The organism is Nocardia aurea (assembly GCF_003123685.1).
Classification (GTDB): domain Bacteria; phylum Actinomycetota; class Actinomycetes; order Mycobacteriales; family Mycobacteriaceae; genus Nocardia; species Nocardia aurea.
In genome coordinates, this window is record NZ_QCYJ01000144.1 from 64771 (window position 1) to 78014 (window position 13244).

14 protein-coding genes are annotated in these 13244 nt (G+C 67.7%); 6 read left to right on the forward strand and 8 right to left on the reverse strand.

Annotation, left to right across the window (positions count from 1 at the left end; translation table 11 throughout):
* Window positions 1-211 precede the first annotated feature (211 nt).
* Together DAT37_RS37060 and DAT37_RS37065 are read left to right on the forward strand one after the other, a co-directional pair.
* Complete coding sequence (locus DAT37_RS37060) at window positions 212-1621, forward strand: APC family permease (RefSeq protein WP_109529609.1); 1410 nt, start codon at window positions 212-214, stop codon at window positions 1619-1621.
* A gap of 82 nt (window positions 1622-1703) precedes the next feature.
* Window positions 1704-2195, forward strand: coding sequence for an ImmA/IrrE family metallo-endopeptidase (locus DAT37_RS37065; RefSeq protein WP_109529610.1), 492 nt, complete (start codon window positions 1704-1706; stop codon window positions 2193-2195).
* Here the strand turns inward: DAT37_RS37065 and DAT37_RS37070 are convergent.
* Window positions 2192-2665: a hypothetical protein gene (locus DAT37_RS37070; RefSeq protein WP_232840233.1), complete on the reverse strand. Its 474-nt coding sequence runs from the start codon at window positions 2663-2665 to the stop codon at window positions 2192-2194. The genes DAT37_RS37065 and DAT37_RS37070 overlap by 4 nt on opposite strands.
* A gap of 126 nt (window positions 2666-2791) precedes the next feature.
* Window positions 2792-3550: an SDR family oxidoreductase gene (locus DAT37_RS37075; RefSeq protein WP_232840234.1), complete on the reverse strand. Its 759-nt coding sequence runs from the start codon at window positions 3548-3550 to the stop codon at window positions 2792-2794.
* Window positions 3551-3619: 69 nt separating this feature from the next.
* Here DAT37_RS37075 and DAT37_RS37080 point away from each other — a divergent pair, with 69 nt between their 5' ends.
* Window positions 3620-3970, forward strand: a complete 351-nt coding sequence (locus DAT37_RS37080; RefSeq protein ID WP_198654629.1) for a winged helix-turn-helix transcriptional regulator — start codon at window positions 3620-3622, stop codon at window positions 3968-3970.
* A gap of 66 nt (window positions 3971-4036) precedes the next feature.
* On the forward strand, window positions 4037-4543 hold the full coding sequence (locus DAT37_RS37085) for a peroxynitrite isomerase (RefSeq protein ID WP_109529697.1): 507 nt from the start codon (window positions 4037-4039) through the stop codon (window positions 4541-4543).
* 15 nt (window positions 4544-4558) lie between these two features.
* Here DAT37_RS37085 and DAT37_RS37090 read toward each other — a convergent pair whose 3' ends face one another.
* The 5 genes from DAT37_RS37090 to dxr form a co-directional block, all read right to left on the reverse strand.
* On the reverse strand, window positions 4559-6355 hold the full coding sequence (locus tag DAT37_RS37090; RefSeq protein ID WP_109529612.1) for a penicillin-binding transpeptidase domain-containing protein: 1797 nt from the start codon (window positions 6353-6355) through the stop codon (window positions 4559-4561).
* A gap of 108 nt (window positions 6356-6463) precedes the next feature.
* On the reverse strand, window positions 6464-7327 hold the full coding sequence (locus DAT37_RS37095; RefSeq protein WP_232840235.1) for a GNAT family N-acetyltransferase: 864 nt from the start codon (window positions 7325-7327) through the stop codon (window positions 6464-6466).
* A gap of 101 nt (window positions 7328-7428) precedes the next feature.
* Window positions 7429-8583 (reverse strand): flavodoxin-dependent (E)-4-hydroxy-3-methylbut-2-enyl-diphosphate synthase, encoded by a 1155-nt coding sequence (gene ispG / locus DAT37_RS37100; RefSeq protein WP_109529614.1) that lies wholly within the window; start codon window positions 8581-8583, stop codon window positions 7429-7431.
* Window positions 8584-8767: 184 nt separating this feature from the next.
* A complete protein-coding gene (locus DAT37_RS37105; RefSeq protein WP_109529615.1) occupies window positions 8768-9967 on the reverse strand; it encodes a M50 family metallopeptidase in 1200 nt (399 codons plus the stop codon).
* A 203-nt stretch (window positions 9968-10170) separates the two neighbouring features.
* Window positions 10171-11310 (reverse strand): 1-deoxy-D-xylulose-5-phosphate reductoisomerase, encoded by a 1140-nt coding sequence (gene dxr / locus DAT37_RS37110; protein WP_109529616.1) that lies wholly within the window; start codon window positions 11308-11310, stop codon window positions 10171-10173.
* A 107-nt stretch (window positions 11311-11417) separates the two neighbouring features.
* Between dxr and DAT37_RS37115 the strand changes: the two genes are divergently transcribed.
* Window positions 11418-11687 (forward strand): DUF2631 domain-containing protein, encoded by a 270-nt coding sequence (locus DAT37_RS37115; protein ID WP_109529617.1) that lies wholly within the window; start codon window positions 11418-11420, stop codon window positions 11685-11687.
* Between the two features lie 63 nt (window positions 11688-11750).
* Here DAT37_RS37115 and DAT37_RS37120 read toward each other — a convergent pair whose 3' ends face one another.
* Window positions 11751-12677 (reverse strand): LysR family transcriptional regulator, encoded by a 927-nt coding sequence (locus DAT37_RS37120; RefSeq protein WP_109529618.1) that lies wholly within the window; start codon window positions 12675-12677, stop codon window positions 11751-11753.
* A gap of 103 nt (window positions 12678-12780) precedes the next feature.
* Between DAT37_RS37120 and DAT37_RS37125 the strand changes: the two genes are divergently transcribed.
* The gene (locus DAT37_RS37125; protein ID WP_198654630.1) at window positions 12781-13194 is read left to right on the forward strand and encodes a DUF5997 family protein; all 414 of its coding nucleotides are present in this window, start codon (window positions 12781-12783) and stop codon (window positions 13192-13194) included.
* The last annotated feature ends 50 nt before the right edge of the window (window positions 13195-13244 follow it).

Genomic DNA, 13244 nt, shown 5'->3' on the forward strand with positions numbered 1-13244 from the left:
CTTCCCATCCTGTGCGAGACACGTCCCGGCATCCGGTGGATCGCCCGGAGGCGAGATGCCGGAGAATGCGCTGATCTTCGGAGGAACGCGACAGAGACGGGAGCGGTTCACGCCGAGACGGTTTCGTTGCGCGTGCGGTCACCGACCGCGACTGGTTTGCGAGAGAAATGGGTATTCCCACAATCTGTTCACGACCTGTAGGAGACACCGTATGGCCGACGTGACCGCCGGTTCGGGAACCACGCCCGAACCCGAACTGAAACGGGTGATGGGCCCGGGGCTGCTGTTGCTGTTCATCGTCGGCGATATCCTCGGCACCGGCATCTACGCACTCACCGGCAAAGTGGCCAACCAGGTGGGCGGGGCGGTGTGGGTGCCGTTCCTCGTCGCGTTCCTGGTCGCGCTGGTCACCGGGTTCAGCTACCTGGAGCTGGTGACGAAATATCCGCACGCCGCGGGCGCGGCGCTCTATACCCACAAGGCGTTCGGCGTCCACTTCCTCACCTTCATGGTCGCCTTCACCGTGATGAGTTCGGGTATCACCTCGGCCGCCACCGCGTCGCGGGCTTTCGCCGCGAATTTCGCCGAGGCCTTCGAGTTCGACCTGAGCACGGGGATCGGCGTCACCCTCGTCGCGCTCGCCTTCATCCTCGTCGTGGCGGCGATCAATCTGCGCGGCGTCGCCGAGGGCGTGAAACTCAATGTGGTGCTCACCTGCGTCGAGTTGAGCGGGTTGCTGATCGTCATCGTCATCGGATTGTGGGCGCTGGGGTTCGGCAACGGCGATTTCGGGCGGATCGTCGAATTCGACACCGGCGACCGCAGCGCGCTCGGCGGCGTCATCGTCGCCACCACACTGGCCTTCTACGCGATGGTCGGCTTCGAGGATTCGGTGAACATGGCCGAGGAGTGCAAGGAACCGAGCCGGATCTTCCCCAAGGTCCTGCTGGCGGGACTGCTGCTCACCGGCCTCATCTACGTCGTGGTGTCGATCACCGCGATCGCCCTGGTCCCCGCCGAAGAACTCGGACAGGGCGATACGCCCCTGCTGAAGGTCGTCGAAGCGGGAGCACCGGGTTTCCCGACGCATATCTTCGCGTTCATCACCATGTTCGCCGTCGCCAATTCGGCCCTGATCAATATGCTGATGGCCAGCCGCCTGCTCTACGGCATGGCACGCCAGGGCGTCATCCCGCGTCCGCTCGGCGCGGTGCACGCCTCCCGCCGCACCCCGCACGTGGCCATCGCGTTCACCACGGTGCTGGCGCTGGGACTGATCCTGTTCGTCGGCGAGGTGCCCGAACTCGGTGGAACCACGGCACTACTGCTGCTCACCGTGTTCACCATCGTGAACGTGGCGGTGCTGGTGTTGCGTCGGGACACCGTCGAGCACAAGCATTTCCGCACGCCGACGGCGCTGCCCGTGGTCGGCGCGATCACCTGCGGATTCCTCGTGACGCCGTGGACGGATCGCAATACCGATCAGTACGTCATCGCGGGGATACTGCTCGCCATCGGCGCTGCCCTGTGGGTGGTGAACTACCTGGTGATCCGGGTCTCGCACGGCGAAAGACCTGCCGCCGAGGCGGTCCCGATACCGGAGCCGGATCGGAAGGAGTGACCGAACGACCCGGAAGCGCGCGGCGGCCATGTCCGAAATGCGGAGATGACGCCGCGCAACCCGATGGGTAAGGTGGGCCCGGATGACCAGCATGGAAGCACGCATCGGTGACGCGACCAGAGCGGTGCCCCTCCCCTTTCCCTGGAATATGAACGCCTATCTCGCCGCGGTCGCGGCCCATCGCGGACGCTCGATCTCGCTGCGCCAGGTTCCCTCGGAAATGCTCGCGGAGCGGGGTTGTCGCGGCAAAGGGCTGTGGATCGCCCGCAATCACGACGACATCATCGTCTACGACGCCGACGCCACCGAACGCAACGCCGACCACATCATCCTGCACGAGATCGGCCATATGCTGCTCGGCCACGGGAGATCCGAGGACGAGCCGACCGCGCCGTTGCCGACGACGCTCGCGGCCCTGCTCCCGTCGCTGTCGATCCAGCACGCGCTCGGGCGTGGCGAATTCGGCGCCGAACGCGAACAGGAGGCCGAGGTCTTCGCCGATATGACCATGGTCTACGCGACCCTTCCCAGGAAGAAGGGACGCGGCATGCGGATCTTCGGACGCGGCCGCTAGCAGGCGTCCGGGACCCGGTGGGTACCCGCGCACAGGCCGTCCACCAGATCCTGGTAGGCGTCGGCCAATTCGTAGACCCGCGACCACGCGTTGTCGACCACCGAATCCGGTGCGTAGGCCAACGTCACGCAGACCTGAGTGACGCGCTCGGCGAGCCGGTCGACCACCTGCCCGACCGTCGCGTCGAAGGTGCCGACCTCGTGATAGGGAACCGGGGTCGTCAACGTCATCCATCGGTCGATGCTGCGCACCAGTTGTAGGCGCCGCCGATCGATCCCCGCCGCCTCGGACAGTGGTGTGCGCTCACGGATCTCGTGCAGACGCGCGAGTTGGCCCGCGGCATCCAGCATCGGATGACCGTCGTGGGTCAACCCACCGCACACCGCGACAACCATTTCCTTGCCCGGCACCAGCCAATGATCGCCGGTACCACTCATCGCCCGCGTCGCCCGTTCATCGGTCTCCGACATCAACAAATCGTCTCCTAAATGTGACCGAACGCGTACCGGAAACCCAGCGGACAACCCGTTCGTCCCCCATGTCCGCCCCGTCGGAACCACGAATCGCGGGAATTCGAGGTATGGGACGTTCGATCGTCAGGTAGCGGAAAGTGCCAGGTAGTCCGGTCCGCCGACGTACACGGTGTGTCCCGACTCCGCGACGCCTCGGGTCGCGGCGGCGACGGCGGCGGCGAATTCGGCCACGGTCGGCAGTTCGCCGTGTTCCTTGCGCGCCGACACCGCGTCCGGATTCCTGCGCTCGAGCAGTCGGACGATGATGGTGCCGTCGATCATGTCCCCCGACACCACCCGCAGATCGACACCGTGCGTGCCGAGTTCCGGGATCATCGCGCGCAACTCGTCCTCACCCGCGCGTTTGCTCGCCGCGATCGGCTCGTAGTCGGCCGGCACCGGTTTGCGGCCGTGGAAGTGTGCCTGATGGCTGGTGACGAAGACGACCCGACCACCGGATCGCATGAAGGGCAACGCCGTTCGCACCAATCGCCGCTGCGCGTCACGATTGATCGCCATCGCGTATCCGGGGGCCGCGTCGCGTTCGAGCCCGCCCGAGGCATTGAGGACAAGTACGTCCAATCCGCCGAATTCCGCGACGACCCGGTCGATCAGGGTGCGCGCGGCGTCGGGTTCGGCGATATCGGCTCCCGCGACCGACGCGCTGCCGCCCGCCGCCGCGATCCGCCCGGCGAGGTCGTCGGCGCGTTTGCGCTTCTCCCGGTAGTTGATGACGACGTGGTCGCCGCCCTCCGCGAGAATCCGCGCCGTTTCCGCGCCGATACCCCGGGAAGCTCCCGTGATCAGGACGATCCGCCGTCCCGTGTTGCCCGTCGTACCCACCCTCGGCCCTCCTGTCTCCGGTCGACCCATGGCAATGCTTCTGAATCAGAATCACTATCGTAGTTCGAAATGAGAAGCGCAAGCGGAGCCAAACCGCCGAGGGGCCGTGCCGACCCGGCCGACGAACCGGTGCTGGCGGTCATGGAACTGCTGGGCCAGCGGTGGATGATGCGGGTGCTCTGGGAGTTGGAACCGGCGCCGCTGGGGTTCCTGGAGTTGCGTCGCCGCATGGGGCAGTGCTCGTCGAGTGTGCTCTCGGTGCGCCTGCACAATCTCCAGGCCGCGGGATTGATAGTGAAAACCCCCGGCAAGGTCTACGAGCTGACCGCGGCGGGCACCGAACTCACCGCGGCCATGCGACCGCTCTGGACATGGTCGCGGAGCTGGGCGGCGAGGCCGGGCGGGGAACCGTCCGAGTAATCCGATAAAACGGACAGGTTCGGCCGACTCCGCGTTCAGGGGGCGACCCGGGCGGCCATGCGCAGTATGCTCTCGCGCGTGGTACCTCAACCGTCCGTCGCCCCCCATCCGGATATCGCACCGCTGGCGCCGTTGCTCGGCATCTGGCGCGGTGGCGGGCACGGTGAGTACCCGACCATCGAATCCTTCGACTACCTGGAGGAAGTGCGGTTCGGCCATCTCGGCCGCCCCTTCCTCACCTATCGCCAGCGCACCCGCGCCGCCGACGGCAGCAGACCGATGCACGCCGAAACCGGCTACCTGCGCTGCCCGAGCCCGGACCACGTCGAATTGATCCTGGCCCACCCGACCGGGATCACCGAGATCTGCGAAGGCGGACTCGTCGTCAGCGACGGCTCGCTACGGATGGAATTCGATTCGACCAGCATCGGGCGCAGCAGCACCGCGAAACTGGTCACCGCGCTGGGCCGGTCGTTCACCCTCGCGGGCGACACCATCGACTACACCCTGCGCATGGCCGCGGTCGGCGAACCGTTGACCCACCACCTCGCGGCCACGCTGCGCCGGGCCTGAGGTTCCCGGACTCGATCAGTAGTCCGGCGGCAGCATCGCGAACATATCCCGGGTCACGCCCACCGCGTTGTCGGAACTGCCGCCCCTGACCAGCAGCGTGGCGAAGGCGATATCGCCCCGGTAGCCGACGAACCACGAATGCGATCCGCCCTCGACCTCGGCCTCCCCCGTCTTGCCGTACACCTCGCCCTGATCGACGATCCGTTCGGCGGTACCGCCGGTGACGACCTTGCGCATCATCAGCCGCAATCCGTCGATGACCTCCGGGGTGAGCGCGGCCCGATCACCGTCGACGACGGTGGGCCGACCGGCGATCAGATACGGCACCGGCGCGGTGCCCCTGGCGATCGTCGCGGCCATCACCGCCATGCCGAACGGGCTCACCACCACCTTGCCCTGGCCGATACCGTCCTCCGCGCGCTGCACCAGATCGTCGGCGGGCGGCACCGAACCCGACGCGGTCGGCAACCCGACCACGGAATAGCCGGGACCGACCCCGAGTTTCGCGGCGGTGTCGTGCAGAGCCGACCCCGGCAATTCACTGGCGAGTTCGGCGAAGGAGGTATTGCAGGAACGTTCGTAGGCGGTCGCCATCGGCACGCTGCCGACGCCGAACAGGTTGTAGTTGGGGATGGTGCGCTCGCCGATCGTGATTCGGCTCGGACACGGCAGGATGGTGTCCGGGGTGGCCAGACCGGTCGACATCGCCGCGGCGGCGGTCACGGTCTTGAAGACCGAACCCGGCGGATACTGTCCGATGGTCGCCACCGGACCGTCGCGGTCGGCCGCCTCGTTCTGGGCCACGGCGAGCACCGCGCCGGTGGAGGGTTTCAGCACCACCATCATGGTCTGCTCGGTGGGCACGTCGACGGCCCGCTGCGCCGCCGCCTGCACGAACCGGTCGATACTGAGCGCGAACGACGGGGCGGGCTGGGACGGAACCTCTTTCAGCACGTCGGTGTCGACGCCGTTGGAGTTCATGGTCACCACGCTCCACCCCGCCTTGCCGTCCACCTCCTCGATCACCGTCTTGCGCACCTGCGCGAGCAGATCGGGAGCGAACCCCCGCTCGGTGGGTACCAGATCCCACTCCTGGGTCAGCGTCACGCCGGGCAGACCCAGCAACTGGGCGCCGACCTCGCCGTATTCGACTTCGTTGAGCAGCGCCACGGTATAGGTGCCGTCGGCGGCGCGCGCGGCGCGCAGGATGTTCTCGGGGGTCAACCGCTCGTCGAAACGGAACAGGGCCGCCGCCAACGCGTTCGACACCGAATTCGCGTCCGTCGCGGTCGCGGGCCGAAACGCCACCCGGGTGACCTTGCCCGGCACCATCACATCACTGCCGGAGGATTCGTTGACGCGCGCGCGTGGCGCCGGATTCGCGCGCAGCACCATGGTCTGGGTATCACCGAGGCGGGGATGGATATCCGAGGACGCCCAGCGCACCACCCAGCGACCGTCGCTGCGCCCCATCTGCAATTGACCGGTGTAGCGCCAGGTCCGATTCTTGGGCAGTTTCCACTCGTAGGTGTATTCGACGGTCGCGGTGTCGTCGCTGACCCTGGCCGCGCCGGTCTCGGCGCTCATGGATTCGGCCTGCAATTTGGTCCAGGCCGAATCCATTGCGGCGGCGGCCTTCTCGGGGACGGTGGTGAGGCGCGCGGCCCGATCGACATCGTGGTCGGCGAACGCGGCGACGAAGGCGTCGGCGGCGGGAACCGGGCCCTGCGAGCCCGCGGAGCAGCCTGTCGCGCCTGCTGCCGCGATGCCGAACGCGATGATCGCGGGCGGAACGAGCATGCGAGTCCACATCGACACCGATCGTATAGCCAACAATCGGCAAACATCCGCGAAGTACGCGGATTTCGTGTCGACACGCGGCAAATCGGTGTCGGCGTGCCGCGATTCGGTCGCGCGGGATCAGTCGAGCAGAACCGTGGCGAACGTCGCGATCTGGCGGAACCCCACGCGACCGTAGGCCCGCCTGGCCACCCTGTTGTAGTCGTTGACGTACAGACTCGCGGTCCGGCCCGACGCGACGATCGCGGAGGCGATCGCGGCGGTGCCCGCGGTGCCGAGACCGTGGCCCCGATGGTCGGGATGCACCCACACACCCTGGATCTGGCCGGTGCGTCGGGACAACGACCCGACCTCGGCTTTGAAAACCACCTCGCCGTCGTCGAAACGCGCCCAGGCGCGCCCCGATTCGATCAGGCTCTGGATCCGTCGCCGATAGCCGCGGCCCCCGTCGCCCGCGCGCGGGTCGATACCGACCTCCTCGATGAACATCGAGATCGCGGCGGCGAGGTAGCGGTCCAGCTCGTCGGGTCTGGCCCGACGCACCTGCGGATCCGGTGTGGTCAGCGGCGCCTCGGCGAGGGCAAGCAGCGGCTGTTCGCCGCGTAGTTCGCGGGCCGGTCCCCACCGGTGCGCCAACATCTCCCACAGCGGCAACGCCAGTTCCTGCCGGCCGACCACCGAGGAACAGATCCGAGGCCAGCGCGCGGCGCGATCGGCGAAGGCCCGCAGGGCCGCCTGGTCACCGCGCAAGGGAACGAGATTGGCGCCGGAGAAGCACAGGGACTCGCTCGGGCCGCCCCGGCTCCACAGTTCGCCGGTCCCGGCGCGCGCGTCGAGACCGAATTCCTGTAGTCGGGCCGCGACCATGCACGACGCCACGGGATCGGTGTCGAGGACACGGAGAACCTGTGCCAGATCTCGGTTCGCCAGCTGACGCGCGGGGGCGAACTTCGCCCGTCGCGTCGGCTCCAGCAGACTCCGCACATCGACAGCCTGCCACGAAAACCGCGACTGCGGTATGCGCATCCGAAAAGAACATTTCCGCGGCGTGGCCGCGTGACCCGCGTGCGACCACGTTTCCGGACTCAGCCGACGGTGACCACCGGCTCGCCCGACGCGTCCTCACCCATCTGCTCGGCGATTCGCAGGGCTTCCTCGATGAGGGTCTCGACGATCTTCGCCTCGGGCACCGTCTTGATGACCTCGCCCTTGACGAAGATCTGCCCCTTGCCGTTGCCGGAGGCGACACCGAGATCGGCCTCACGCGCTTCGCCCGGACCGTTCACCACGCAGCCCATCACGGCGACGCGCAGCGGCACCTCCATGCCTTCCAGCCCCGCCGACACCTCGTTGGCCAGCGTGTACACGTCCACCTGTGCGCGTCCACAGGACGGACAGGAGACGATCTCGAGTTTGCGCGGACGCAGATTCAGCGATTGCAGGATCTGCCCGCCGACCTTGATCTCCTCGGCGGGCGGCGCGGACAGCGAGACCCGGATGGTGTCGCCGATGCCCTCGCTGAGCAACGCGCCGAACGCGACCGCGGATTTGATCGTGCCCTGGAACGCCGGACCGGCTTCGGTGACGCCGAGGTGCAGCGGGTAGTCCGAGCGGGCCGCCAACTGCCGGTAGGCCTCGACCATGATCACCGGGTCGTTGTGCTTGACCGAGATCTTGATATCGCCGAACCCGTGTTCCTCGAACAGGCTCGCCTCCCACAGCGCCGACTCGACCAGCGCTTCCGGGGTGGCCTTGCCGTACTTCTCGAGCATGCGCTTGTCCAGCGAGCCCGCGTTGACGCCGATGCGGATAGGGATTCCCGCCGCGCCCGCCGCCTTGGCCACCTCGCCGACGCGGCCGTCGAACTCCTTGATATTGCCCGGATTGACCCGTACCGCCGCGCAGCCCGCGTCGATCGCGGCGAAGATGTAGCGCGGCTGGAAGTGGATATCGGCGATCACCGGAATCTGCGATTTACGCGCGATCGTCGCGAGCGCGTCGGCGTCCTCCTGCCGGGGGCAGGCCACGCGGACGATATCGCAGCCGGAGGCGGTCAGTTCCGCGATCTGCTGGAGCGTCGCGTTGACGTCGTGGGTCTTGGTGGTGGTCATCGACTGCACGGAGATCGGGTGGTCGCTACCGACACCGACACCGCCCACCATCAACTGGCGGGTCTTTCGGCGGGGCGCGAGAACGGCCGCCGGTGCGGCGGGCATCCCCAATCCGATTGTGCTGGTCACTTTCGGCTGCCTTCTTTCCTGCGTTCCCTGAGCGTGATTCTGTGAGCGTGCCGTTCGCCTGCCAAGCTTAGTCGCGCATTTCCCGACGTCGCCCTGTGAGAGCGATGACATGCGTACTGACAGGCCGGTGTCCCCCCGTCGCCCACGTGGAATCGATCACGGTCGGGCCGCGAGGGGGTACCGATCAGAAGAGTTTGACCGGGTTCACGATGTCGGCGACCAGGGTGAGCACCATGTAGGCACCGCCGATCACCACCGCGACGTAGGTCAAGGGCAAGAGTTTGAGGTAGTCCACCGGCGCGCCGGGGGCCAGTCCCTTCCAGCCGCGGATGGAGTTGCGGATCTTCTCGTACAGCACGACCGCGATATGGCCGCCGTCCAGCGGCAGCAGCGGCAGGATGTTGAACGCGCCGAGGAAGAAGTTCAGGCTGGCCAGCATCAGGATGAAAACGCTCCACAGGCCCCGTTCGGCGGTCTCGCCACCGATGCGGCTCGCGCCGTACACGCTGATCGGCGCCTCCGGATCACGCTCACCGCCGGTGACCGCCGTCCACAGCGCCGAGACCTTCTGCGGCATCTGGGCCAGCGACTGGAAGGTGCGAACGAACATGTCGCCGGTGAACGCCACCGAGGCCGGGATCGCGGCGAGCACGCCGTACTGCACCGGCTCGTAGAAGTCCGCGCCGACACCGACCGCGCTGACCTCCTTGCCGGGGCCGCCGTCGGCCGGGTAGCGCATCACCCGGACCGGATCGACGGGGATGGTAAGCGTCTGCCCGTCGCGATCGACGGTGTAGCTGAAGGGACCGGTCTGTTTCTGGGTCTCGGCCTGGAACTCCTTCCAGGTGTCGACCGGCACGCCGTTGACCTTCTCGACGACGTCGCCGCGGCGCAGGCCCGCCAGTTGCGCCGGGCCGGTGCCGGTGCACGGCTGGGTGGTGCCGTCGGGGTTCTGCTGCGGAACGCAGCCCATCGTGCCGAGCGCGGTGGCGGGCGGCTGATCGAAACGCGGAAGTCCCCAGCCGATGGCCAGCACGGCGACCAGCAGGAAGCCGAGCAGGAAGTTCATCGCGATACCGCCGGACATGACGACCAGGCGCTTCCAGGTGGACTGCCGGTACATCGCGCGGTCCAGATCTTCCGGCGCGAGTTCGTCGAGCGCCGTCATTCCCGCGATATCGCAGAAGCCGCCCAGCGGCAGCGCCTTGAGTCCGTATTCGGTCTCACCGCGCTGGAACGAGAACACCTTGGGGCCGAAGCCGATGAAATAGCGGCGCACCTTCATGCCGGTCGCCTGTGCGGTCCACATGTGCCCGCATTCGTGTAGCGCGATCGAAATCGTGATACCGAGGGCGAACAACGCGAAACCCAACGCGAACACCATTGATGTACAGCCCTCCTGCGTTACGCAGCTCGCCTCGACACGACCGCCGGTCGGCCGCGATCATCGACCGCGCCCGCATCCGGTTCCGGCCGCGAACACCCGACCACAGTAACCGGACGCAGACCGACCTCACGTCACAGTCTGCCAGGCGCGCCAGGCGCCGGACGCCCGATGGCCGGTCGACACCGTACCAGCGACCATGATCACGCGCTGATCAGCGCACCGGCGTATTCGCGCGCCCAGGTGTCGGCGGCGAGCACATCGGCGAGCGATTCCGGTTCGGCGCGCCACCGCGACGCCGCCTCGACCGCCCGCGCGACGGTGCGCACGATATCGGGGAAGCGGATATGCCCGTCGAGGAACGCCTGTACCGCGACCTCGTTGGCCGCGTTGTAGACGGCGGTGACGCTGCCGCCCGCCTCACCGGCCTGCCTGGCCAGGTCGATCGCGGGGAAAACCTCGGTGTCGACGGGTTCGAATGTCCACGTCGACGCCGTGCCGAAATCGCACGCGGCCGCCGCCCCCGGCACCCGGTGCGGCCATCCGAGGGCGAGGGCGATGGGCAGCTTCATATCGGGCGGACTGGCCTGAGCCAGGGTCGAACCGTCGGTGAAGGTGACCATCGAGTGCACGATCGACTGCGGGTGCACGGTGACATCGATCCGGTCGTACGGGATGCCGAACAGCAGGTGCGTCTCGATCAGTTCCAGGCCCTTGTTCACCAGTGACGCCGAGTTCAGGGTGTTCATCGGGCCCATGGACCAGGTCGGATGCGTTTTCGCCTCCTCCGGGTTCACCGATTCCAGCATCTGCGCGGTCCACCCGCGGAACGGGCCGCCGGACGCGGTGAGAACGAGCCGGTCCACTTCCTCGGCCCGCCCGCCGCGCAGGCATTGCGCCAGCGCCGAATGTTCCGAATCGACGGGGACGATCTGGCCGGGCGCGGCCGCCCGCGTCACCAGCGACCCACCGGCGACCAGCGACTCCTTGTTCGCCAGCGCCAATCGGGTCCCCGATTCCAGGGTCGCCAGGGTCGGGCCGAGACCGAGCGAGCCGACCAGCGCGTTCAGCACCACGTCGGCCTCGGTGCGGCGCACCAGTTCGGTGGCCGCGTCCGGACCGCCGAGTTCGACATCGAGCGCGCGCGCGGCCACGGGATCGGCGATCGCGACGTGACGAGTTCCCGTCGCGGCCATCTGCGCGGCGAACAGTTCGGCGTTGCCGCCGCGCGCGGCCAGCCCGACCACCTCGAACTTGTCGGGGTTCGCGGCGATCACCTCGAGCGCTTGGGTGCCAATGGATCCGGTGCTGCCGAGCAGCAGAACTCTCACGATGTCGGACACGGGCCCATTGTGGCAGGGTCACTGGCTACGACGGACGGTCGTATGCCACGATATCGGTGAAGTACCCGGAATCGGGATCACCCCGAACCTCGAGCTAAGGAGCGATCGTGGCCGCCACGGAACTCGAACCCGCCAACACCGAGCGCGCCCTCGTCTCTCATGTCGATACCGCCGAAGTTCCTTCGGCCGCGTGGGGCTGGAGCGGTGAGTCGCCGCGCACCTTCAAGATCGCGGCCGTCGTCGTCGCGCTCATCCTGCTCGCGATGCTCGTCGGCAATCACAAGGGCCGCGTCGAGGACATCTTCCTGGTCGGCTTCGCCGTCGCCCTGCTCGGCATCGTCGGCTACGACAAGATCCTGTCGCGCAAACCCCGCTGACTCCGATCGCTCCCACGTCGCCGCCCCGCACCACGCGAGGGCGGCGTTCGTATTTCTCCGGGCTCAGCGACCGCGGCGTTTCGTCGGCTTCTTCTTGGCGGAATGCTTTGCCGGAGCAGGCTTCCTGGCAGCGACACGCTTGGGCTGAGCCGGGCGTGCCCGCGGTGATTCCGGGGCGCGGGAGCTGTGCGCGGAACGACCGCGCACGATACCGATGAACTCCTCGACCAGGTCGGTGGTTCGGTCGGCGGGCCAGGCCAGGGCGATCTCGGTCTCGGGGGCATCGGTCACCGTGCGGTAGACGAGATCGCGGCGGGCGTGCAGGCGGGCGATGGAATGCGGGAGGACGGCGTGGCCGACACCCGCGGCGACCATTTCCAGGGTGACCGCGGCGTCATCGATCGCGTGGGTCTCCTGCATCCGCTCGTCGGCCAGGTCGGCCGTGCTGACCTCGGTGAACACCGAGATCGGGTGATCCTTCGGCACCACGACCACCGGCACCTCCCGGTAGAGCGGGATGGCGTTGAGACCGTCCCGGTCGATCGGGAGGCGAACGAAGCACATGTCGACGCGGTCCTCACGCAGCGCGTCCTCCTGGTCGGCCGCCGTCAGCGCGACCACCCGCAGCGGGGTCTCCGGGAAACGTTCGCCCCAGATCCTGGTCCACTTGGACACCGTCACCCCGGGCGCGAAGCCCACACGCAAGCCGGTCTCGGAATCCGGAACCTGTTGCGCGGCAGATGCTTCGGCGGCATCGATCAACCCGGGAGCCGCCGCCAGGAATGCGCGCCCGTCCTCGGTGAGTTCGGTCGGCTGGGCTCCCGGCACAAACAGTTTCGTGCCGAGTTCCTCTTCCAGGTCGATGACGGTGCGGCTCAGCCGCTGCCGGGAGATGTTCAGCGATTTCGCCGCCCGCGCGAAATGCAATTCCTGCGCGACCGCGGCGAACCAGCGCACGCGGGTCACGTCGATCGAGTCGAACCGGCTCATTGCATGAAGGTTAGCCGCCTCGACCTGCGGCGAATCGGACAGGCCGCGTCGAGGTCGGCCCGCGGTGGCGAAACGTTCGCGCGGCGTCGATTAAACTCGCCGGGTGAGCCAGGAGAAGAAACCGCAGACCATGAAGCCGCTGACGGCGGCGAACAAGCTCGGCATCTACCTCCCCGCGACCCCCGAGGAATTCCGCGCCGCCGAGATCTCCCGCGCCGACCTGGAGAAATTGCGCACCGATCCGCCCGAGTGGCTGACCGAACTGCGGAACAACGGTCCCTTCCCGCGCGATGTCGTCGCTCGCAAACTCGGGATATCCAACAGTGGATTGGCTCGCGCCGACGTCGCCGACGCCATGACCGCGCAGGAGATCGAGGCACTGCTCGCCGATCCGCCCGCCTGGCTCGTGCGTGAGCGCGAAACGCATGCCGCCACGCGCGCGGAGAGCGAACGCGTCAAGGCCAGGGATGCCGAGCGCAGGGCGGCGACCAACCGTCCGGCCAAGAATCGCGGCTGATACACCGAGTACTCGCCCGGGCCATCTCCGACTGCCGGGCGGTCGAGAAC

What these genes read in the sequence shown, in the direction of transcription:
- DAT37_RS37060 (WP_109529609.1), top strand. Translation starts at nt 212, where the DNA reads ATGGCCGACGTGACCGCCGGTTCGGGAACCACGCCCGAACCCGAACTG.
- DAT37_RS37065 (WP_109529610.1), top strand. Translation starts at nt 1,704, where the DNA reads ATGACCAGCATGGAAGCACGCATCGGTGACGCGACCAGAGCGGTGCCC.
- DAT37_RS37070 (WP_232840233.1), bottom strand. Translation starts at nt 2,665, where the DNA reads ATGTCGGAGACCGATGAACGGGCGACGCGGGCGATGAGTGGTACCGGC.
- DAT37_RS37080 (WP_198654629.1), top strand. Translation starts at nt 3,620, where the DNA reads ATGAGAAGCGCAAGCGGAGCCAAACCGCCGAGGGGCCGTGCCGACCCG.
- DAT37_RS37085 (WP_109529697.1), top strand. Translation starts at nt 4,037, where the DNA reads ATGCTCTCGCGCGTGGTACCTCAACCGTCCGTCGCCCCCCATCCGGAT.
- DAT37_RS37090 (WP_109529612.1), bottom strand. Translation starts at nt 6,355, where the DNA reads ATGTGGACTCGCATGCTCGTTCCGCCCGCGATCATCGCGTTCGGCATC.
- DAT37_RS37105 (WP_109529615.1), bottom strand. Translation starts at nt 9,967, where the DNA reads ATGGTGTTCGCGTTGGGTTTCGCGTTGTTCGCCCTCGGTATCACGATT.
- DAT37_RS37120 (WP_109529618.1), bottom strand. Translation starts at nt 12,677, where the DNA reads ATGAGCCGGTTCGACTCGATCGACGTGACCCGCGTGCGCTGGTTCGCC.